The organism is Flavobacterium sp., assembly GCF_044349645.1.
In the GTDB taxonomy this organism is placed as follows: Bacteria; Bacteroidota; Bacteroidia; order Flavobacteriales; family Flavobacteriaceae; genus Flavobacterium.
This window is the reverse complement of sequence record NZ_JBIKQP010000024.1, coordinates 1-22941: the sequence shown is the minus strand read 5'-3', so window position 1 is coordinate 22941 and position 22941 is coordinate 1. Positions and strand designations below refer to the sequence as shown.

At 32.4% G+C, this 22941-nt stretch carries 19 protein-coding genes and 1 pseudogene; 8 read left to right on the top strand and 12 right to left on the bottom strand.

What is annotated here, in order from left to right; all coding sequences use genetic code 11:
- The first annotated feature begins 144 nt into the window (after positions 1-144).
- Positions 145-720 carry a hypothetical protein gene (locus AC9UFV_RS06440; protein ID WP_509574007.1) on the top strand — a complete coding sequence of 192 codons (576 nt, stop codon included), beginning with the start codon at positions 145-147 and terminating at the stop codon, positions 718-720.
- Between the two features lie 3 nt (positions 721-723).
- Here AC9UFV_RS06440 and AC9UFV_RS06435 read toward each other — a convergent pair whose 3' ends face one another.
- The gene (locus tag AC9UFV_RS06435) at positions 724-1275 is read right to left on the bottom strand and encodes a DUF1543 domain-containing protein (protein WP_509574005.1); all 552 of its coding nucleotides are present in this window, start codon (positions 1273-1275) and stop codon (positions 724-726) included.
- Between the two features lie 100 nt (positions 1276-1375).
- Between AC9UFV_RS06435 and AC9UFV_RS06430 the strand changes: the two genes are divergently transcribed.
- On the top strand, positions 1376-1873 hold the full coding sequence (locus tag AC9UFV_RS06430; RefSeq protein WP_509574003.1) for a hypothetical protein: 498 nt from the start codon (positions 1376-1378) through the stop codon (positions 1871-1873).
- A gap of 18 nt (positions 1874-1891) precedes the next feature.
- Here the strand turns inward: AC9UFV_RS06430 and meaB are convergent, their stop codons facing one another.
- The 7 genes from meaB to AC9UFV_RS06395 all read right to left on the bottom strand — a co-directional run bounded on the left by meaB (position 1892) and on the right by AC9UFV_RS06395 (position 9511).
- Complete coding sequence (meaB, locus tag AC9UFV_RS06425) at positions 1892-2956, bottom strand: methylmalonyl Co-A mutase-associated GTPase MeaB (RefSeq protein ID WP_509574022.1); 1065 nt, start codon at positions 2954-2956, stop codon at positions 1892-1894.
- A 197-nt stretch (positions 2957-3153) separates the two neighbouring features.
- Complete coding sequence (locus tag AC9UFV_RS06420; RefSeq protein ID WP_509574001.1) at positions 3154-4035, bottom strand: SDR family oxidoreductase; 882 nt, start codon at positions 4033-4035, stop codon at positions 3154-3156.
- A gap of 54 nt (positions 4036-4089) precedes the next feature.
- Entirely contained in the window at positions 4090-6222 is a 2133-nt protein-coding gene (gene scpA / locus AC9UFV_RS06415) for a methylmalonyl-CoA mutase (RefSeq protein WP_509573998.1), read from the bottom strand.
- On the bottom strand, positions 6222-7586 hold the full coding sequence (locus AC9UFV_RS06410; protein WP_509573996.1) for a methylmalonyl-CoA mutase subunit beta: 1365 nt from the start codon (positions 7584-7586) through the stop codon (positions 6222-6224). The genes scpA and AC9UFV_RS06410 overlap by 1 nt, the downstream gene beginning before the upstream one ends.
- Positions 7587-7591: 5 nt before the next feature.
- Positions 7592-7924, bottom strand: a complete 333-nt coding sequence (locus AC9UFV_RS06405; RefSeq protein ID WP_509573994.1) for an FtsB family cell division protein — start codon at positions 7922-7924, stop codon at positions 7592-7594.
- A gap of 116 nt (positions 7925-8040) precedes the next feature.
- Complete coding sequence (gene udk, locus AC9UFV_RS06400) at positions 8041-8649, bottom strand: uridine kinase (protein WP_509573992.1); 609 nt, start codon at positions 8647-8649, stop codon at positions 8041-8043.
- A gap of 67 nt (positions 8650-8716) precedes the next feature.
- Positions 8717-9511 (bottom strand): NYN domain-containing protein, encoded by a 795-nt coding sequence (locus tag AC9UFV_RS06395; protein ID WP_509573990.1) that lies wholly within the window; start codon positions 9509-9511, stop codon positions 8717-8719.
- Between the two features lie 252 nt (positions 9512-9763).
- Between AC9UFV_RS06395 and capB the strand changes: the two genes are divergently transcribed.
- A complete protein-coding gene (capB, locus tag AC9UFV_RS06390; protein ID WP_509522270.1) occupies positions 9764-11026 on the top strand; it encodes a cysteate-C-fatty acyltransferase in 1263 nt (420 codons plus the stop codon).
- A gap of 58 nt (positions 11027-11084) precedes the next feature.
- Here the strand turns inward: capB and AC9UFV_RS06385 are convergent, their stop codons facing one another.
- Genes AC9UFV_RS06385 through AC9UFV_RS06375 form a run of 3 tightly spaced genes read right to left on the bottom strand, consistent with a single transcriptional unit; the run spans position 11085 to position 13634 of the window.
- Positions 11085-11537 carry a DUF1569 domain-containing protein gene (locus AC9UFV_RS06385; protein WP_509573988.1) on the bottom strand — a complete coding sequence of 151 codons (453 nt, stop codon included), beginning with the start codon at positions 11535-11537 and terminating at the stop codon, positions 11085-11087.
- 6 nt (positions 11538-11543) lie between these two features.
- On the bottom strand, positions 11544-12665 hold the full coding sequence (locus tag AC9UFV_RS06380; protein ID WP_509573986.1) for a GTP cyclohydrolase: 1122 nt from the start codon (positions 12663-12665) through the stop codon (positions 11544-11546).
- Positions 12666-12671: 6 nt separating this feature from the next.
- On the bottom strand, positions 12672-13634 hold the full coding sequence (locus AC9UFV_RS06375) for a transporter (protein WP_509573984.1): 963 nt from the start codon (positions 13632-13634) through the stop codon (positions 12672-12674).
- A 124-nt stretch (positions 13635-13758) separates the two neighbouring features.
- Here AC9UFV_RS06375 and AC9UFV_RS06370 point away from each other — a divergent pair, with 124 nt between their 5' ends.
- From AC9UFV_RS06370 to AC9UFV_RS06355, 4 genes are all read left to right on the top strand, one after another.
- Positions 13759-14025 carry a DUF4834 family protein gene (locus AC9UFV_RS06370; protein WP_509573982.1) on the top strand — a complete coding sequence of 89 codons (267 nt, stop codon included), beginning with the start codon at positions 13759-13761 and terminating at the stop codon, positions 14023-14025.
- Between the two features lie 77 nt (positions 14026-14102).
- A complete protein-coding gene (locus AC9UFV_RS06365) occupies positions 14103-16520 on the top strand; it encodes a YfhO family protein (protein WP_509573980.1) in 2418 nt (805 codons plus the stop codon).
- A 12-nt stretch (positions 16521-16532) separates the two neighbouring features.
- A complete protein-coding gene (locus AC9UFV_RS06360; RefSeq protein WP_509573977.1) occupies positions 16533-17819 on the top strand; it encodes a glycosyltransferase family 4 protein in 1287 nt (428 codons plus the stop codon).
- A gap of 95 nt (positions 17820-17914) precedes the next feature.
- Positions 17915-19105, top strand: a complete 1191-nt coding sequence (locus AC9UFV_RS06355) for a M20/M25/M40 family metallo-hydrolase (RefSeq protein ID WP_509573975.1) — start codon at positions 17915-17917, stop codon at positions 19103-19105.
- On the opposite strand, the gene uvrA is transcribed toward AC9UFV_RS06355, so the two are convergent.
- Positions 19102-21894, bottom strand: a complete 2793-nt coding sequence (uvrA, locus tag AC9UFV_RS06350) for an excinuclease ABC subunit UvrA (protein ID WP_509573973.1) — start codon at positions 21892-21894, stop codon at positions 19102-19104. The genes AC9UFV_RS06355 and uvrA overlap by 4 nt on opposite strands.
- Positions 21895-22314: 420 nt before the next feature.
- Between uvrA and AC9UFV_RS06345 the strand changes: the two are divergent.
- A pseudogene (locus tag AC9UFV_RS06345) lies at positions 22315-22941 on the top strand (hypothetical protein); the annotation flags it as partial.

Here is a 22941-nt window from a genome sequence, read left to right as displayed (position 1 = left end):
TACAAAAAATTCACAAAAATTTTGATCATTTATATTAATATTTTTAGTGCTTTTTCTTTGTTAAACTTTGTGAGAGAATATTTAGCTATAAATGGGAATACTAACAAAATGCATTATCTTTATAAATTAAAATTAATTTTAAAAATGAAAATAAAATTATTAATTGTCTTCGCATTTTTATCAATGACCACTTTCGGGCAACTTACAGGAAAAGTCACAGGTTTGAATATTTCTAAATCTGCATCTGTTAACGATACTGTTATAAAAGTAGTTTACAATAATGATAAAATTTCAAGAAGTCCTCAGCCCCCAGCTATTTTTTTTAATGGTAAATTAGTAAGCTATTCTTTATTATCTTCCATGAATCCTGAAAATATATCTTCAGTAAATGTCGTAAAAAAAGACACCATAATTGATTCAGTTAAGTACTATGGCAAAATAATGATTCAAGGTAAACCTCCAGGTAAATATAATTATATGAGTCTTAATGAATTCAAATCAAAATATGTTAGCCCAAGTGATAATGTTCCAGTGTTTCAAATTGACGGAACTATTGTGGACGATAATTACGATAGTTATTTAATAGATGAAAAGAATATTCTTAGAGTTATAGTAACTCCTGTTGATAATCCAAAACAAAAAATAAAGATCGATTTCATCAATTTATTGACAAAATCTAATAAGAATATTGAAGAAAGTAACCTGATAATCGCAAAGTAAGTATTACACTAACTTCTCCAATTTTAAATATCCGATATGCAACTCGTCTTCAATTGCATTTTCAGTTTCTGTGATTTTTAAAGCAAATTTATCTTTTAATTCAGGTGCTAGAATATCCTCAATGTTGTAAATATCATCAACATCTATCCCGTATTTATCATCAATATGTGAGGTAGCGCCTTCAAAATTGTAGTGTTTGTAAAAACTTGTTGCTTTTGCTTTTTTTGTAGCTTCCGCTAATGTAACTCCGGTTGTCACAATTTTATAATGATATTCCTCAAATTCATTTTCCTTATAACCGCCAAGATTTATAAAGTAAAGTTGGGTACTATTTGCAGCAGCATTTTCCTTATTTATAATTTCAATTTTGTGGTTGTCAACAACAGTAACCTCTCGCCAAGCGTCAATGTGTATTCGTCCTTTGGCTTCAGGCCAAAATAATTTTATTTTAGGAACCATTTCCGCTAATGAATTCTCAATTCCAAAATAAATATCGTGTTGTTCGGTGAATCTCCCTTGTGGTCGACATCCCACCATAATCATATATAATTTCATGGTTACAAATGTACTTTATATTTTTTTCATTAAAATAATCAAAATTCTTATTTTTGGATTGATTTTTGAATTAGTTTCAAAATAACTAAATAATCATATTATGAAAAGAATAATTTTACTTTTAGCAATTGCAACCACTTTTCTATTTCAAGGTTGTACTACAAATGAAGAAATCAAAGCTGAAATACTAGCTGAAGTTTTTGAAGTTACCACTTCATTTAATCCTACAAATAACTATTCTAGGCTAATTACTCTAAATCCACCATTATACAGAGGAGATATGGTTTTAGTTTATCGATTATTTGGAGTAATTAATGGTCAAGATTTGTGGAGACAATTACCACAAGCAGTTTATTTACAACAAGGGGAATTAAATTACAATTTTGATTTTACCAGAAATGATATTAATATATTCCTTGAATCTGACTTTGATCTAACTACTTTGGGTGCAGCCTGGTCTCAAAATCAGGTTTTTAGAGTAGTAATTATTCCAGGATATTTGTCAAATAAAAACAATAAAGCGGTAGATTTTAATGACTATAATGCTGTAGTTAAAGCATTTAATATTAAACAAAGTCAAATCAAAACTATTCAATAATTAAAAAAAATACAATTATTATTTAAAATACTTTTCTAACAATAACTGAGCGGCTGCAAACGGTGATATTTCATCATTTTGCACCGCTTTTTTATTTTCATCTAATAATTTTTCAATTTCTGGATGGTTGAAAAAATTCGTTTTCAAGTGCTCATTTATGGTTTCCAACATCCAATATTGGTTTTGATCTTTACGTTTGTTGTAGAAATAATTATTCGATTGCGTTTGACCAACATATTTATTTATCGTTTCCCAAACCTCTGAAATTCCTTCACGAGTAATCGAACTACAAGTGGAAGTAGTAGGAATCCAACCCGATTTTTTTGCTGGAAATAAATGCAATGCTCTACCAAATTCTACTTTCGCCAATTTAGATTTTCTTACATTGTCACCATCTGCTTTATTAATCACAATTGCATCCGCCATTTCCATAATTCCGCGTTTAATTCCTTGTAATTCATCGCCAGCACCCGCAATTTTCAATAGTAAAAAGAAGTCAACCATACTGTGAACAGCGGTTTCACTCTGGCCAACACCCACCGTTTCAATGATAATTGTGTCAAATCCACATGCTTCACAAAGGGTAATTGTTTCTCGTGTTTTTCTCGCAACACCACCCAAAGTTTCCCCCGAAGCCGAGGGACGGATATAAGCATTTTGGTCTTTTACCAATTCTTCCATTCTTGTCTTATCACCCAAAATACTTCCGTGAGAAATCGTACTACTTGGATCAACCGCAAGAACGGCTACTTTTTTTCCTAAACCTGTTAAATATTTTCCGAAAGCTTCAATAAAGGTACTTTTCCCAACTCCAGGAACACCAGTTATTCCAATTCGAATCGATTTATTTGCGTGAGGCAAACAAGCATTTACAACCTCATTTGCTTTTTCTAAATGAGAAACATTAGTGCTTTCAACCAACGTTATTGCTCGGCTTAAAGCGGTAATATTACCATTCAAAATACCTTCGATCAGCTCTTTTGATGAAGGTTGTTTCTTTCTAGAATCGTGAATTTTGTCCACACCTTTACCACTGATCATTTCGGGAGGCGAAATTCCAGCTTTTTCATGTAACGCCGACATTTTATTTTTCGAATTCAAGAAAATAGTTTTTGTAAAAATACTAATTATTTGTTACTCCGAAATTAATTTTTTTATTTGGAGCTATTTACTGCTATCATTCCAAATCCTCACTAAAAAGCTCGGGATTTTCCCTTCTATCAGGGCTAAAAAAAAAGAGAACATTTACGTTCTCTTTTAAATTAAATATTTTTTAAGAATTAGGAATTCTTTTTCGCTTTTATCATCATTTCAAGCATATCCCACATTTCTTCAGGAACCGCCTCTAATAAATTGAATTGCCCAGCTCCTTTTAACCATTCACCACCATCTATTACGATGACTTCCCCATTAATATAGACAGAAAAATCAGAAACCAAATAGGCGGCTAAATTGGCTAATTCTTGGTGATCTCCAACTCTTTTTAAAGGCACTTTTTTCGATAAATCAAATTTTTCTTTTAAGTCACCAGGTAACAATCGGTCCCAAGCTCCTTTTGTAGGAAATGGTCCAGGTGCAATAGCATTGGTTCTAATACCGTATTTTGCCCATTCAACCGCTAAACTTCTTGTCATTGCTAAAACACCTGCTTTTGCAGTGGCACTTGGAACCACATAAGCAGAACCAGTGAACGCATAAGTAGTTACAATATTTAAAACCGTTGACGATTCTTGTTTGGTATCAATCCAGTGTTTTCCAAAAGCCAAAGTACAGTTTTTCGAACCTTTTAAAACAATATCAATTATGGTGTCAAAAGCATTTGCCGAAAGGCGCTCTGTAGGCGATATAAAATTCCCCGCTGCATTATTTAATAAAACATCTACTTTACCATAAGCTTTCAAAACTTCCTGTAACATTGCTTCCACTTCGTCATAATTACGAACATCACATTGAACCGGAAGGCAAGTGCCCCCAGTTTCAGACTCCAATTCATCCGAAGTAGTTTTTAATTTTTCTAAATCTCGGGAAGTTATAGCCACTTTAGCACCCAATTCCATAAAGTACTTGGTCATCGCTTTACCTAAACCACTTCCGCCACCTGTAATTACAATTACTTTACCATTTAAGGCATCATCACGAAGCATTTTTGCTGAAAAATTCATATTTTGTCTTTTATTATTGTAAATATAGGGAATAGTTATTATGCGCGCATAGTATTATTCAATTAATATTTCTAAAATTTTAATTGCAGCATCACTAATTTTTGTTCCAGGTCCAAATATTGCTACAGCACCAGCATCAAATAAAAATTGGTAATCTTGCGCTGGAATTACCCCTCCAACAACCACCATAATATCTTCACGACCGTATTTTTTAAGTTCTTCAATTACCTGGGGAACTAATGTTTTATGGCCAGCAGCCAATGATGAAACTCCTAAAATATGAACATCATTTTCAATTGCTTGTTTTGCCGCTTCAGCTGGAGTTTGAAATAAAGGTCCTATATCAACATCAAAACCCACATCTGCATAACCAGTGGCTACAACTTTCGCGCCTCTATCATGGCCGTCTTGTCCCATTTTTGCTATCATAATTCTAGGACGGCGACCTTCTTGCTTTGCAAATTCGTCTGCCATCAGTTTTGCTTTTTCAAAACTACTGTCGTCTTTAATTTCTTTACTGTACACGCCGCTAAAGGATTTAATTTGAGCTTTATATCTTCCAAAAACAGTTTCTAAAGCATCGCTAATTTCGCCTAAAGTGGCTCTGTAACGGGCTGCTTCAATTGCAATTTCTAGTAAGTTACCTTGACCAGTTTTTGCAGTTTCAACTAATTTTTCTAGTTTTTCTTTAACCTTATTTGAATCTCGAGTTGCTTTTATTTGTTGTAATTGTTCAACTTGTTGCTTGCGAACCATCTCATTATCAACATCTAAAATGTGTAATGGATCTTCTTTTTCTAAACGGTATTTGTTTATTCCAACAATAATATCTTGACCGCTATCAATTCTTGCTTGTTTTCTAGCTGCGGCTTCTTCAATTCGAAGTTTTGGAATTCCAGCTTCAATTGCTTTGGTCATTCCACCTAATTCTTCTACTTCTTCAATTAGTTTCCAAGCATTTTGAGCTATTTCATTGGTCAAATTTTCCACATAATAACTTCCAGCCCAAGGGTCAACCGTTTTAGTAATTTTAGTTTCTTCTTGTAAATATATTTGGGTATTTCTCGCTATTCTTGCAGAGAAATCCGTTGGTAAAGCAATTGCTTCATCCAAAGCATTGGTATGTAAAGACTGTGTCCCTCCAAAAGCAGCCGCTGTTGCTTCAATGCAAGTTCGAGCCACGTTATTAAAAGGATCTTGCTCAGTCAAACTCCAACCCGAAGTTTGACAATGGGTTCTAAGCGCCAATGATTTTTCATCCTTTGGATTGAATTGTTTTACCAATTTTGCCCAAATCATTCTTGCTGCACGCATTTTGGCAATTTCCATAAAATGATTCATTCCAATTGCCCAGAAAAAAGAAAGGCGAGGAGCAAATTCATCAATTTTCATTCCAGTAGAAAGCCCAGTTCGAATGTACTCTAATCCATCTGCTAAAGTATATGCCAATTCAATATCGGCTGTTGCACCAGCTTCTTGCATGTGATATCCTGAAATAGAAATCGAATTGAATTTCGGCATTTTTTTGCTTGTAAATTCAAATATATCAGCAATAATTTTCATTGAAGGTGTTGGAGGATAGATATAAGTATTTCTAACCATAAACTCCTTCAAAATATCGTTTTGTATCGTTCCTGAAAGTTGTTCGGGTTTCACACCTTGTTCTTCTGCAGCAACGATATAGAATGCCATAATCGGCAAAACCGCTCCGTTCATTGTCATAGAAACCGACATTTCATTCAAAGGAATTTGGTCGAACAATACTTTCATATCTTCAACAGAATCGATTGCTACTCCTGCTTTTCCAACGTCACCAACCACGCGTTCATGGTCAGAATCGTAACCGCGGTGAGTTGGTAAATCAAAGGCTATGGAAAGGCCTTTTTGACCCGCAGCTAAATTTCGTCTATAAAATGCATTACTTTCTTCGGCAGTTGAAAAACCGGCATATTGTCGAATTGTCCAAGGTTTTCTAACAAACATAGTGGTGTAAGGACCTCGCAAAAATGGTGCGAATCCAGCTCCAAAATCCAAATGTTCTAAGTTTTCAATATCCGATTTTGAGTAAGTTGGATTTAGTAGAATGTCTTCCGCAGTTTTAAAAGCTTCCGATTTTTTTTCAGTGCTTAAAACTTTTGAATTCTCTTTATCGAATAACGTAATATGTTGTAAATCTTTTCTTTTCATTATTCTTTTCCTAATCTTTCTTGCTCTAATTTTTCTGCCAATCTTTTTTCAATAATGGGCGTAATTAATGTTTTTCGAGGGTTTACTTTTACAAATGGAAACAATTCTAAATCGTGTTTCATTTTGTCGTCTTTGTTTGGATATTTATTGGTTCCCAATAAAACCTCTTTCCCTGAATCGAATAATTCTTGTTCTTTATCGGCGCTTTCTTGAATTTTTCTTTTGATAATTCCTTCATTCAATTGTTTAAGAAAACCACCATTTGCTTCAATATCTTTAAATAAAATTAGTGCTTTTTCAGCCAATTGATGAGTAAGACTTTCTATATAATAAGTTCCATCGGCAGGATTATTCACCTTTTCGAAGTAGCTTTCATTTTTTAAAATTAATAGTTGATTTCTAGCTATTCTGTCACCAAATTCATTGTCTTTATGGTATAACGAATCGTAAGGAAGATTTGCAATTGCATCAGCACCACCAATTATCGCCGACATACATTCTGTTGTGGTGCGCAACATATTTACATTGTAATCGTAAATTGTTTTGTTTCTTTTTGTTGGTGTTACCACCAAATGGCATTCTAAATTTGGGTTGTATTCTTTAGCTATGCAATTAAATAAAATTCTGTAAGCACGCAATTTTGCTATTTCAAAAAAGTAATTGGTTCCCACTGAAATCTTAAAAACTATTGGTTGGTTGATTGTGGAAATTCGATTTAAATATTCGTTGGCATGAGCTAAAGAATAGGCTAGTTCCTGGACCATATTTGCACCAGCATTTTGATACAAAGAACTATTTATATTTAAAATTGAACAATTTGAAACTTGTTTTGAAATCAAATTAAGGGTTTCAAAATTGTCTTTTTCTTCGGTATTAAACCAATTTCCATCTTTTGCAAGTTGGCCAATAGGATCAAGATTAAAATATATTTTTGCGTTTCTCGATTTTGCTATGGTTTCAATTTTTAAAATATAATTTACAGAAATGAAAGACAGGTTAAAGTAAATTTCACAAGTTTCTAAAGGAAGTTTTTCTAGAAGTTTAGTAACATCAATTGTTTCATTTTCGATGGTAAAAATAATATTATCTGCTCCACGTTCAATTGATTCTAAAGCTCTTTCGATTGATTTTTCAAGATCGAAAACAAATATGTTTTGGCAAATTTTAAATCCGTTTGCATTTGGATTTAAAGGTAAATTTTCTTGTAGGTCGTCTTGATTGTAAAATGGTTTTACCTTGATATTTTCAGGTGAATTCCAAATTAGGGTGTCATTATAATCTTCGCCTTTGAGTTCGAATTGTATTTTTTGTTTCCATTGTTTTGATGAAATGGGATCAAATTCAGAGAATAATGAATTTTTCATTTTATTTATTTTTTTATTGTATCGCCTTCATATTCAACAATGTAAATATCTTCATTTTCTCTTTTCATATAATATTTCTCGCGAGCATATTTTTCTACTTGGTCTTGATTTTTTAGTAATTTGATACTTTGGTTGTCTTTCTTTATTTCTTCTTGATAGTACTTTTTGTTGTCTTGTAATTCGTCAATTTGTTTGTTAAGTTGCCTTTGATCCATGTAAGAATAGTTGTCTAAAAATAGCATCCACACTGCAAATAGAAGTGAAATTAAAAGGTACTTGTTGCTCACAATTTTGAACCAAGTTTTTTTTTGTTTTGTTTCTTCTAACGGATTTTCCATAGTAATTTTTGATGTTTTTTAGCCCTGATGGAAGCGATATCCCAAGCTTTTGCTTGGATTTAGCGGACAGCAGGAAAATGCTCCAAAAAAATATTGGTATAAAATTAATGAAAATTTTATAAAATTCTTTGATTTATTACTGCACGAACAACATCAATTGCAACGGTATTGTATTTATCGTTTGGAATGATGATATCGGCAAATGCTTTGGTAGGTTCGATAAACTGCTCGTGCATTGGTTTTAGAGTGGATTGATAACGATTTAGAACTTCGTCCATATCGCGACCACGCTCAGCAATATCACGTCTTAGTCTTCTAATTAAACGTTCATCAGAATCGGCATGAACGTAGATTTTTACATCAAAAAGTTCTCTTAATTCAGCATTGGCAAGGATTAAAATTCCCTCAACAATCATTACTTTTCTAGGATGTGTGAAAATGGTATCGTCTGTTCTGTTGTGAGTTACGAATGAATATACGGGTTGGTTAATGTTATTTCCAGCTTTTAATTCTTTCAGATGCGCTACTAAAAGTTCAAAATCGATGGCTCTAGGATGGTCAAAATTGATTAAGGAACGTTCTTCGAAACTAAGATTATGATTTTCTTTATAATAGGAATCTTGGGAAATAATTCCAACTTCGGTTTCTGGTAATTCATTCATTATTTGGTGAACTACGGTAGTTTTTCCACTTCCTGTTCCTCCAGCAATTCCAATTATTAGCATAGATTTTATTTTAGTTAAGCAAAAATAACATTTTATATTATGAAATTTATTATTAGAGGTGAGTTTTCTAACTAAATTTCAATCGAACAAAAACGTGTTTGATTCCTTTTTTGTCGGAATCTCTTTCGTCAATTTCTAGAATATCGGTTAGGGATTTAAGAAGGGGAGTGAGTTTGGTAAAACCATAATTTCTTGGATCGAATTCTGGTTTTTTCTTTACAATTAGGTTTCCAACATCGCCCAGAAATGCCCAACCGTCATCGTCACAAATGGCTTCTATGGTGGCTTCAATTAATTCGATGGTTTGCAAATCGATTTTTTGAACGGCCTCTTTTTCGACAATATCTTTTTCTGGAGTTCCTTTCTCAACTACCTTTTTAGTGTCGTTTGTTGCGTTTTTCGTTACTTTCTTTTTCACTGCGCCTTGTAAAACTTCGATATATATAAATCGGTCACAGGCCACGATGAAGGAATTTGGAGTTTTCTTTTCTCCCATTCCAATTACATTCATGCCTGATTCTCGGAGTCGGATTGCGAGACGAGTGAAGTCGGAGTCGCTAGAAACAATGCAAAATCCATCTACTTTATCAGAATAGAGTAAATCCATGGCATCGATAATCATGGCGGAATCGGAGGAGTTTTTTCCTACTGTGTAACTGTATTGTTGAATTGGGGTAATTGCGTGTTCGAGTAAAACTGATTTCCAACCGTTAGCATTTGGTTTGGTCCAATCGGCATAAATTCTTTTGGTTGTAGGGGTTCCATATTTTGCGATTTCTTCCATCATTCCTTTTACATTGCTGTAGGGAATGTTATCGGCATCGATTAATACGGCTATTTTTAGTTCTTTATTTTGATTCATTTTTTATTGTATTTGTATTGAAATTGCAATTATCATTCTTTTGACCTTTAACAATTTTAATCAAAGGTACGATGTTTCTAGTTTAATCGGATGTCCTAGCCCAGATAGAAATGGAAATCCTGCGCTTTTTAGCGCAGATTGTAATGAATAGCTGGAAATAGCTCCTAAAAAAAACAAAATTTTCATCTGTTATTAAGGTATAAATATTTATTTTTGCGAGATAGTTAGAATAATAAAATTTTCAAAAACGAGATGGTAAAAGATTTATTCGAAAGAATTCAAAAAAATAAAGGTCCATTGGGAAAGTGGGCTTCACAGGCTGAGGGATATTATGTTTTTCCAAAATTAGAAGGAGAGTTAGGGCCGAGAATGAAGTTTCAAGGTAAGGATATTTTGAATTGGAGTTTGAATGATTATTTAGGTCTAGCCAATCATCCAGAAGTTCGTAAAGCCGATACTGATGCGGCGATTGAATATGGAGCTGCCTACCCGATGGGAGCTAGAATGATGAGTGGTCACACCAATTATCACGAACAATTAGAGCGAGAATTGGCTGAATTTGTAATGAAAGAATCGGCTTATTTATTGAATTTTGGTTACCAAGGAATTATGTCAACTATTGACGCTTTGGTGACTAGAAATGACGTTATTGTTTATGATGTTGATGCTCACGCTTGTATTATTGACGGGGTGAGATTGCACAGCGGAAAACGTTTTACATACCGACACAATGATGTGGAAAGTATGGAGAAAAACTTGGAGCGTGCTACAAAATTAGCTGAAACTACTGGTGGTGGTATTTTATTTATTACCGAAGGAGTTTTTGGAATGCGAGGCCAACAAGGAAAATTGAAGGAAGTGGTTGCGATGAAAAAGAAATACAATTTCAGATTGCTTGTTGACGATGCGCATGGTTTTGGAACTCTAGGAAAAACGGGTGCTGGGGCAGGTGAGGAGCAAGGAGTTCAGGATGGAATAGATGTTTATTTTTCTACGTTTGCAAAATCGATGGCTAATATTGGGGCTTTTGTTGCTGGAGATAAAGAAATTATCGATTACTTAAAATACAATTTACGTTCTCAAATGTTTGCCAAAGCATTACCGATGATTCAAACGGTAGGTTCTTTAAAACGATTGGAATTATTGCGTAATTCACCTGAAATTAAAGATAAATTGTGGGTGAACGTGAATGCATTGCAAAATGGATTAAAGGAAAAAGGATTCAATATTGGAGATACCAATACTTGTATTACTCCAGTTTATCTTGAAGGGAGTATTCCTGAGGCGATGGTTATGGTAAATGATTTGAGAGAAAATTACGGAATTTTCCTTTCTATTGTGGTTTATCCAGTTATCCCTAAAGGTATTATTTTATTGAGAATGATTCCTACTGCCTCGCATACTTTGGCTGATGTAGAGGAAACATTAACTGCATTTGAGGCAATTAGAGAGAAACTGGAAAACGGAACATATAAAGAAATCGCTGAAAAGACAACTGTTAATTTAGACGCATAAAATCAAGAATTTTAAATGTATAAATTAAAAATCCATTCGTTATGCGAATGGATTTTTTTTAAACTCCAAATTGAGTTAAATGGTGGTCTAAATGTTTATAAAATAGATTGCTCCATTCCTTAGCTGATAGTTTTCCAAATGAATGAGATTCTTTGTCTTCAAAATAGGTAGCGCCAAGTTGTTGGGTTTTGATCAAGTAATCAATTAATCTATTTTTTTCTTTATCAAATTTTTTAGAATCTTTAATAATAAATTCTGGCGCAGTTTGGATGTTTTTTTTATAAGGAATTTCATTTACTACAAATTTTTTTATAAAAATGCGTAAAAGAAATCTGATAAAAAAATTGGGTTTTTTATGGATGTTTTCATAAGCCATTTCGTAGGTCACATTACAATGAGCCAACATTTTGTCTACGCTCATTTTACCCCATTTTGAAGGTGATTTTGAATTTAAATTATTGATTCTTTCTATTAGTTCAGTAGTTGTTTTTTGGTCAAAGATATCTTTCATGCGATTTTAGTTTAATTGTTTAATAAACGTTTTTCTACGACAAATAATTTTAGGATCGAAGTTTTTCCAAAGTAATTGAATGGCGAGATTGTCTGCTAATTCTGGTGTTCGAATGCAATTTTGAATTCCTTTTTTGGTGAAAGTGGTATGGTATTCTTTAAATATTATGGCGTGAACACCTTTGTTTTGGTAGTCAGGATGAACTCCAATAAGGTAAAAAGCAACATCTTTACTATTTTTTCTAGCATTCAACAAATGAAACAATCCAAATGGAAATAATTTGCCTTTTGCTTTTTGTAAAGCTTCAGAAAAGGAAGGCATTACAATTGCAAATGCGACTAGATTTCCGTCCTTATCTTCAACAAATTTGATGTATTCAGGATTGATAAAGCTGATGTATTTTTTCTTAAAATAGGCCTTCTGAATGTCAGTTATTTCAACAAATGAGGCCAATTTTGCATAAGAATAGTTAAACAAATCAAACATTTTGTCTACGTAAGGTAAAATGTCTTTTGTATTTCTAAAGTTGAGTGCTTTAAGCTGGTAACGTTTTTTTATAAGTTCTTGCGCTTTATCAAATTGATCTATTTTTACATTGGAGAATGGAAATTTATGCTCTAAATATTCTTTTTCTGTTTGGAATCCCAATTTTTCAAAATGTTCTGCATAATAAGGATGATTGTACCAAGTTATCATGGTTCCTATTTGGTCAAAGCCTTCAGTTAGAACACCTACTTTATCTAAATTTGAAAATCCCATTGGACCTTCGATATTATCTAGATTGTTTTTTTTACCCAATTCAATTACTTTTTCAAGTAATGTTTTGGTCACTTCAATATCGTCGATAACGTCAAACCAACCGAAACGTACTTTTTTCTTTTGTTGGTTATTTACCTCATTCCAATTGATTATTGCGGCAATTCGTCCTACAATTTCATTGTTTTTATAAGCCAAATAAAAGTAAGCTTCCGCATTTTCAAATGTTGGATTTTTAGTTTTATCGAAGGTTTCTAGTTCGTCTGCAATAATTGGTGGCACCCAGTATTTATTATCTTTATATAAAGAAAATGGGAATTTAATATATTCGGTAAGTTCTTTTTTTGTGATTGCCTCTTTAATTGTAATCATAAACTATTATTTAGGAGCTGGAACTTCGTCAAGACGTTTTTTGCCTTTATCTTTAGATTTATCTTTTCCTTTTTTATCCTTTTCTGATTTTTCTTCTGGTGCTCGAAGTAATATTTCGGTATAATTTTCGTCAAAACGCCAAGATATTCCAATTCCACCAACTAATATTGAAGGGGTATTTTTAAAATTGACACCAATATTTGCATCTATTTGAATGTTCTCCTGTATTAAATATGCTGCACCACCACGAAGAACATTGTCTGCATAAAAATCACTTAGGTAACCTTGCGTTTCTACAAAACCAATCCATTCCGGGTTAAAACCACGAGTTAGTGTTAAGATATATCCGTAAGATGGGAATTCGGTTCCTATTTTATCTGCAATAATATTGGTTACAAATACCGATTTACCTAATTGATTTTGAGTAATCAACATTGCCTTTGGACTAATTTTAGGATCAGAAGCAAATGAAAATTCATTATTAGTAAGATTCAAATTCATGCCTGCGTAGATTCCAACTGCTGGGATTAAACTTCTAAATTTGAATTTATGGTTTTTGTTCCAACTGTATACATCTATTTTTTCTTCGTAATTTTTATTTGGATCATAAATCAAATATTTCGCCCCTATTATTGATTGTTTCAGGGCTTTACGATTGTAACTGTCATCAAATCGAATGTAGTTATCATTTTGATATTGCAAATCGATATTGAATTCCAATTGCTCTAAAAACGCTCCGTATCTTAGGCTTAAATCGGTTCCTATTCCTTTAGCTTGGTATTCTAGAAAATCATGTTTTTCATTTACACCATAAACCCCTAATTCCGCTTGAATTACTGTTTTTCCTACAGAAAATGCGGACATCGATTTACCAGGGCGATTGGAATTGATAACATCAGTATATTGAGCATTTATATTGGAAAATGAAAAGAAAGTCAGTAAAAGCAGTAGGGCAGTAATTCGATTCATGGAATTGAGTTTATTTATTTTATTCAAATGTACCATATTTTATTATTTATTTAAGAATCATATTTTAAAATTCTATCGTAATTTGTAAAATGATTTATTAATTTTGTTGAAAATATTTTTATAGATGGAAATGGCTTCTTTCGCAGGTTTTATTGAAACTTTATTTTACATATTATTCTTTTATTATGTATTTAAATTTTTGGCACGTTTATTTTTACCGTATATGGTTAAAAAAGTAGTTGAAAAAGCGGGACAGAATTTTCAACAGCAATATCAAAACCCGCAAAATCAAAGTAATACTCAAGATTTTAATCCAGGTAATCCAACCGATTCAAAGCCTCGTGAAAGCAAAAAAGTAGGCGAATATGTTGATTTTGAGGAAATAGAATAATCCCTAAACTATTTGATTTCATAAATTCTAATATGTTTGATTTATTTTTTACTTTTACAAACATCTAAAATTAAAAAATGAAAAGATTAGAAAGAATTTACCCACACGCAATTGCCGTTTTAGGTTTTATTTTAATTTCCCTAATTTATTTTTACCCTGTACTTCAAGGAAAGAAAATTTCCCAATCTGATATAGCGCTTTACACCGGAATGGCTAAAGAGCAAATAGATTTTCGAGCTACAGAAAATGCAGAACCTTATTGGACTAATTCAGCATTCGGTGGTATGCCTACCTATCAATTAGGGGCAAATTACCCGTATGAATATATTAGTAAAATTGATAGTGCTTTCCGATTTTTACCAAGGCCAGCCGATTATTTATTTCTTTATTTTCTGGGATTTTATGTGCTATTATTAGTATTAAAAACCGATCCCTTAAAAGCCTTTTTTGGCGCTCTCGCTTTTGGATTTTCCACTTATTTAGTAATTATTCTTGGAGTGGGTCATAACGCCAAAGCCCACGCTATTGCTTATATGCCAATGGTTATTGCTGGAATATTACTGGTTTTTCAACGTAAATATTTAGTTGGAGGATTGTTGACGATGTTTGCAGCAGCACTAGAATTGAATGCCAATCATCCGCAAATGACTTATTATTTACTGTTTTTAATTCTGATAATAACTATATATTATTGTTTTAAATATTTTAAAGCAATAGAATACAAATCTTTGTTTACGGCATTTGGAATTTTTGCAATTGCCGGAATTTTAGCCATCGGTGCCAATGCTACTAGTTTATTGGCTACAGCCGAATATACTAAATACAGCACTAGAGGTAAAAGTGAATTGACATATAGCCCAGATGGTTCAAAAAGCACCTCCGAAAATGGAATGACTCGTGATTATATCACCGAATACAGTTACGGTATTGCAGAAAGTTTCAATTTAATTTCACCAAGAATTTTTGGTGGTTCCAATGGGGAAAATATAGGAACCAATACCAATATGTATGAATTCTTAATAGGAAAAAGCGTTCCCGAAGAACAAGCTAAAGAGTTTGTTTCAAGCATGCCTGCTTATTGGGGAGACCAACCTATTGTTGCCGCTCCAGCCTACATTGGTGCGGTAGTTTTCTTTCTTTGTTTGGTCGCTTTATTTTTAGATAAACGTAAAATAAAGTATGTTTTTGTTGCTGGAGCAGTTTTTTCATTATTCCTTTCTTGGGGTAAAAACTTCCCGATATTAACCGATTTCTTTATTGATACAGTCCCATTGTACAACAAGTTTAGAGCAGTTTCTTCCATACAAGTTATTTTAGAATTGTGTATTCCAGTTCTTGCAATTATGGGATTACAATCGTTTTTCAAAGAAGAAAAAGAACAACAATTAAAAGGACTTTATCTTTCGGGAGGAGTATTTTTTGGGATTATCGCTTTTTTAATCGCGATAAAAAGTCAGTTTAGTTTTTCTGGAGGAAGTGACGATTATTATCTTCAAAATTACGGACCTGAGTTTATTAATGCTTTAAAAGAAGATAGAAAAAGTCTTTATTCTGCTGATTTATTGAGATCAGGATTCTTAGTATTATTAGCATTTGGGTTGCTTTGGTTTTTTATTAAAAATAAAATTTCAAAATCTACTGCGGTTATTTTAGTGGGAATCATCATGATTTCCGATTTATTTTTTATTGATAAAAATTATGTAAATGCTAAGAGTTTTGTTTCTCCTAGTGAAGTTGATGTCCCATTTCAACCTACAGCTTCAGATTTAGAGATTCTTCGTGATACTTCGCACTACCGTGTTTTTGAAGTAAATGGAAATATGTCAAGTTCTAGAGCTTCTTATTTTCATCAATCTATAGGTGGATATAGTGCGGTAAAACCTCGAAGAATGCAACAGTTATTTGATTATCAAATCGCCAAAAACAATATGGAAGTATTGAATATGTTGAATACAAAATTCATCATTCAAACGGATAAAGAAGGTAAAGAATTCCCAACTTTCAATCCGAATTACAATGGTAATGCTTGGTTTGTTCAAAAGGTGAAATTTGTTAATTCTTCGGATCAAGAAATGAAAGCTTTGGATAAATTAGATTCTAAAAATGAAGTAGTTGTGAACCAAAAAGAATTCGGAACCCAAATCAAAAACAACTCATTTGTAAAAGATACTTTGTCAACAATAAAGTTAATTAGTTACAAGCCAAATCATTTGAAGTATACTTCCAATAACCCAAATCCTGGTTTGGCAGTTTTTTCAGAAATGTACTATGCTGAGGGATGGAATGCAACTATTGACGGGAAAGCGACATCTCATTTAAGAGCCGATTATGTGCTTCGAGCGATGAAAATTCCTGCTGGTAAACACAATATAGAATTCAAGTTTGAGCCACAAGTAGTGAAAACAGGAAGTACAATAGCTTTAATTAGTTTTATACTGATGATTTTGTTATTAGGAGGTGCAATTTATTTTGAGCAAAAGAAGGCAAAACAATAATTTCTTATAGAATTGGATAACAATAAAATTTTAATTATTACTTACTATTGGCCACCAGCAGGAGGGCCGGGAGTTCAGCGTTGGTTAAAATTTGTGAAATACTTACCTGATTTTGGTTATCAGCCAATAGTTTATATACCCGAAAATCCTTCCTATCCAATTATTGATGAAAACCTACTCTCGGAGGTTTCCAATAACGCTGTTATTTTAAAAAATAAAATAGTAGAACCGTATCAATGGGCCTCTTTTTTATCAAAGAATAAAACTACTAAAATCAGTTCTGGAATTATTCCGAATAAGAAAAAGCAAACGTTTTTAGATAAAATGTTGCTATGGATTCGAGGAAATATTTTCATTCCAGATGCAAGAGTATTATGGGTAAAGCCATCGGTAAAATATTTAGAAAAATACATTTCTGAAAATGGAATTACTACAATAATAACTTCGGGACCGCCACATAGTTTACATTTGATTGGATTAGAATTAAAACAAAAATTAAAGGTTAGGTGGGTGGCTGATTTTCGTGATCCTTGGACTACAATTGGATATCACAAAGCACTGAAATTATCTGAATTTGCTTCAAATAAGCACAAGCAACTAGAATTTAAAGTGTTGAATACTGCTGATTTGATTTTGGTTACAAGTCCATCAACAAGAGCAGAATTTAAACAAATAACTACCAAACCAATTGAAGTTATTACTAATGGATATGATGTTGAAAAAATTGGAAATCAGATAGTAGATAAAAAATTCTCATTAGCTCATATTGGTTCTTTTTTATCGGAAAGAAATCCGAGGATTTTATGGGAAAGCCTTTCTGAATTAATTAGAGAAAACCCCATATTTGCATCACATTTCCAACTAAAATTGATTGGTGCCGTGAGTCAAGAAGTATTGGATTCAATTGCTTTATTTCAGTTGCAGAATTACGTTCTTAATTTAGGATATGTTTCTCATGATGAAGCTATTGCGCATCAAAAGAAGTCTCAAGTTCTATTATTAATTGAAATTAATTCAGAAGATACCAAAAGTATAATTCCAGGTAAATTATTCGAATATATGGTTTCGGAGCGACCAATTATTGGAGTAGGCCCAAAAGGATGTGACTTTGCTGAAATCTTAATTGATACGAATACCGGAGTTTTTGCTGATTACTCTGAAAAAGAAAAACTAAAAAATTATATTGCCAATTACTTTAGTTTGTTTTTGGAAGGAAATTTAAGGTCAAATGCGGTAGGTTTGCAAAAATATTCTAGAAGAAATTTGACTGAAAAATTAGCTAATTTATTGAAAAGGTAAACTAGGAATCATCATTTTAACATTCAGATTTACAAAATAATTTTTTTATAATTGGAATACTATTTACCTTCGGGCCAAATTTTGTTATTTTATCGATGAAAAATATAATATACTTTTTTTTACTTGTAACATTAGTTTCATTTTCTACGCAAACTACGCAGGGGCAAGTTTATAATGCCAATTATGCAGCTGTTGTTAATCAATGTTCAAGTTCAAACATCTTGAATAACCTAACAGAATATGAGGCGCTTGGAGTCAAAAGAAGAGGAACTGTTGCATTAGACAATACCTTAACTTGGTTAAAAAATAAATATTTAAGTTACGGTTATACTGCTAGTCAAATTACTGAAGATTCCTATACATATACTGGTTCGACCGCTGTTTGTAAAAATCTTGTTGTTACAAAAATAGGTACCGTTTATCCAAATAAATTTATAATTATTGACGGTCATTACGATTCTATAAATGGAACCGGAACCAATGATAATGGAAGTGGATTGGTTTGTATTTTAGAAGTTGCTAGATTATTACAAAATATTCCAACTCAATATTCAATAAAATTCATCAATTTTAGTGGTGAAGAAGATGGTTTATTTGGAAGTCAGCATTTTGTTTCAGCAGTTGTAAATGCCACCAACCCTAAAATGGACATCAAATTAGTTTTTAATATAGATGAAGTTGGAGGAGTCGCCGGAATGGTAAATAATACTATTACATGTGAAAGAGATATGTCTTCACCTACATCGAATAATGCGGCATCAGCTGCTGTGACTAATGAACTCATTACATGTGTTGGTTTGTATTCGCCATTAAACACCTTCTTGGATCGTGCTTATGCTTCAGATTACATGTCATTTCAAAGTAATAATGAAGTAATTACAGGTTTTTTCGAAAAAAATGTAACCACCCACAAGCATACTCCAACCGATTTTTTAATAAATATGGATCCTACCTACAACTACAATGTTGCTAAAGCGGCAATTGGTGCGATGTTGCATTTTTCGGTAGTTGACACTTCATTGACAAATGAAGAATTTGAATCCAGTTTCCAAGGTTCTATTTATCCAAACCCAGCAAGTGATATACTTTATATAAATTGTGGTAAATTAGATAGAAATTACACTTTTAAATTGATAGATTTATTAGGAAAAACAATTATTAATAAGTCATTTGTAATGGCTAGTCAAAATGAGGCTATTTCAATTTCCGAAATTCCAAAAGGTATTTATTTAGCTGTAATTGAATCTGGGGAAAATAAATACACTAAGAAAATTATTATTAACTAATTTAGTTTATCCTTAAGGTATTTAGCTGTAATCGATTCTTTGTTTTTTACAATTTCCTCTGGTGTTCCAATAGCTAAAATACGACCGCCTAATTCTCCGCCTTCTGGCCCTAAATCAATGATATGGTCAGCACATTTTATCAAATCTAAATTGTGTTCAATTACAATTATTGAATGTCCTTTTTCAATTAATGCGTTAAATGAAGTCAGTAATTTTTTGATATCATGAAAATGCAAACCTGTGGTTGGTTCATCAAATACAAATAACGCTTTGTCTTTTGTGCTTCCTTTTACGAGAAATGAAGCTAATTTAATTCGTTGCGCCTCACCACCAGAAAGCGTGGATGAAGATTGCCCTAATTGAACATATCCTAGCCCTACATCCTGAAGAGGTTGTAATTTTTGAACAATTTTAGACCTATTTGTACTTTTGAAAAACTCCAAAGAATCATCAACTGTCATTGTTAATATGTTATCAATATTTTTTCCTTCAAATGCCACTTCCAAGACTTCCTTTTTGAATCTTTTGCCTTTACAAGTTTCACAAGGCAGTTGAACATCGGCCATAAATACCATTTCTACATTAATTGCACCTTCACCTTTGCAGGTTTCACAACGTCCACCATCAACATTAAATGAAAAATGTTTAGGTTGGTAACCACGAATTTTTGATAATTTTTCCTGAGCAAATAAATCTCTAATATCGTCATAAGCTTTTATGTAAGTCACAGGATTTGATCGTGAACTCCTACCAATAGGGTTTTGATCAACATATTCAATGTGCTTGATTTTAGAGTAAAATCCTTGGATATCTGAAAATTGTCCCGCTTTGTCTCCCACACCATCTAATTTTTTTTGCATCGCAGGAAATAGAATTTTCTTAACTAGAGTACTTTTTCCACTACCAGAAACCCCAGTAATTACTGTTAGTACTTCAAGTGGAAATTTCACAGTTACATTTTGCAAATTATTTTCACGAGCACCAACAATCTCTATAAACGAAGACCATTTTCTTCTAATTTTAGGCACTTCTATTTCTAAACTACCACTTAAATAGTTGGCTGTTAACGTATTTTCTTTTAGAATTTCTTGAAATGTACCTTGAGCAACCAATTTTCCGCCGTGAGTTCCAGCTTCAGGACCAATATCAATAATCATATCGGCAGCTTTCATGATGTCTTCATCGTGCTCTACAATTATTACTGTATTTCCAAGATCTCGAAGTGAAAGCAATACTTTAATCAATCTTTCTGTGTCTTTTGGATGCAATCCAATGCTAGGTTCGTCCAAAATATACATCGATCCAACCAAGCTGCTTCCCAATGAAGTGGCTAAATTAATTCGCTGTGATTCACCACCTGAAAGTGATGCAGAATTTCTGTTTAAAGTTAAATAATCGAGACCTACATCTACTAAAAACTTCAATCTGCTGTTGATTTCAACCAAAAGTCGTTTGGCAACTTTTTGATCAAAATCGGATACTTCTAATTCTTCAAAAAAGGCAACTAATTTCTTAATTGATATTTGAACCAAATCTGAAACCGTTTTTCCGCCAATTTTAATGTAAGATGCTTCTATTCTTAATCGATTTCCTCTACATGCTTGGCATTTTGTTTTTCCGCGATATCTTGAAAGCATCACACGATTCTGAATTTTGTAATTTTTTTCTTCTAATTCTTTGAAGAAATTATTTAATCCTGTAAAGTAGGAATTTCCCTCCCAAACTAGTGCTTTGTCTTTTTCAGAAAGTTCAAAATAAGGCTTATGAATTGGAAAATCAAATTTATAAGCATTGTTAACTAATTCATCTCTGTACCAACTCATGCTTTCACCACGCCAAGCGTAAATTGCGTTTTCATATATTGAAAGAGCCGTATTTGGAATTACCAGTTCTTCATCAATTCCTATTACACTTCCATAACCTTCACAAACAGGGCAAGCGCCATAAGGATTGTTAAAACTAAACAAGTGAACATTGGGTTCCAAAAAAGAAATTCCATCCAATTCAAAATTGTTGCTGTAAGTAATTCTTTTATTGGTAGTTACTTCTTGTAGGTAACAAACTCCTTTACCTTCGTAAAATGCGGTTTGAACTGCATCAGCAAGTCGATTGTAAAAATCTTCTTCATTTTGAATTACAATTCGATCAATTATCAATAAAACTTCCTTTTTAGTTAATGATTTGGATTCCAATTGATCCAAACGAACCATTTCATTATCAACTAATATTCTAGAAAACCCTATTTTTAATAATGAGGATAATTTGTCTTCTAATTTTCTTCCTTTTTCAAGATGTATAGGCGCTAAAAGAAGCCATTTACTTTCAATATTAAGAGTTTTAACCTCATTAATTACATCTGTTACAGAATCTCGTTTAACTTCTTTACCAGAAATAGGAGAGTAGGTTTTACCAATTCGTGCATACAATAACTTCAAATAATCATATATTTCAGTTGATGTTCCAACTGTTGAACGAGCATTTGTAGTATTTACTTTCTGTTCAATAGCAATTGCAGGAGCGATCCCTTTGATATATTCGACCTTAGGCTTGTCCAATCTTCCTAAAAATTGACGTGCATACGAAGACAAGCTTTCTACATATCTTCGTTGACCTTCAGCATATAAAGTATCAAAAGCTAAACTAGATTTTCCGGAACCAGACAAACCGGTAATTACTACCAATTTATTTCGAGGGATAGCGACATCAAGTTTTTTCAAGTTGTGAACTTGAGCACCTTTGATAATAATATTTTTTTTAGGTTCTAGTTTTGAAATGTCTTTTTTAATCATGGTCAATTTTAATGAGTGCAAAGATAAATAAATATAACAACACAATCTTCCATCAAAAGTTAAACTGTTAATTCCATATTATTTTTTGATACTTTTTATTGAAATAGTAAAATAGTAATATTTTATTTATTGTATTCATTTTTATTGATTTTGCTTTTTTTGTAATTTTTTTTAATCTTTTTGAATTTTTGTTAAACAAAAATTATACGAAATCGTAATAGTTAAACTTTACATTGCCTCAACAATGGTAGTAATTACATATCTATTATTTTTTTATTTATTTGATTTAAACCCTTATAAATAATGGTTTTAAAGGTGGATTTAATTATTTTTTAATTGTATAGTTTTTATATAGTGTCATTTGAACCAATTAAAATAGAAGTCTAGTAAATTTGAATATTAACTTTTTAAACAATAATTATGAAAAAAATTACTTTATTGATTTTCCTTTTAGTTTCGGCTTTAGGATTTTCACAAACTCAAGTTACTTTTAAAGTCGACATGACTAATTACACCGGTTTAACAGCCACAGATGTAGTTTATGTATCAGGAACATTTAATAGTTGGTCCGGTAATGCTAATCCTTTGACAAGAGAAGGAACTACAAACATTTGGTCTGCAGTATTACCTATTCCTCAATCAACAACAATTGAGTATAAATTTCAAATCAACAATTGGGCTGCAGATGAAAGACTAACTGCAGGAACTCCTTGTACGCTAACTACAAATGGTTTTACAAATAGAGTTTTAGCTGTTGGAACTACAGCTATTGTTAATCCAGTTGTTTGTTGGGCATCCTGTGCGGCATGTACAACCACTTCAGTTGTTGCGCCATCGCTTCCTATTGATTTTGAGTCTACAACTGTAACTTACACTTTTGCTGATTTTGATGGTGGTGTTGCAACTAAAATTGCGAATCCAAATTCTGGCGGTATTAATACTTCTGCTAATGTAGCTAGAATGGTTAAAAACGCTGGTCAACCTTGGGGAGGAACATCAATGGTGTTAGCTGCTCCAATTAATTTTTCTGTTAATAAAATTTTTAAA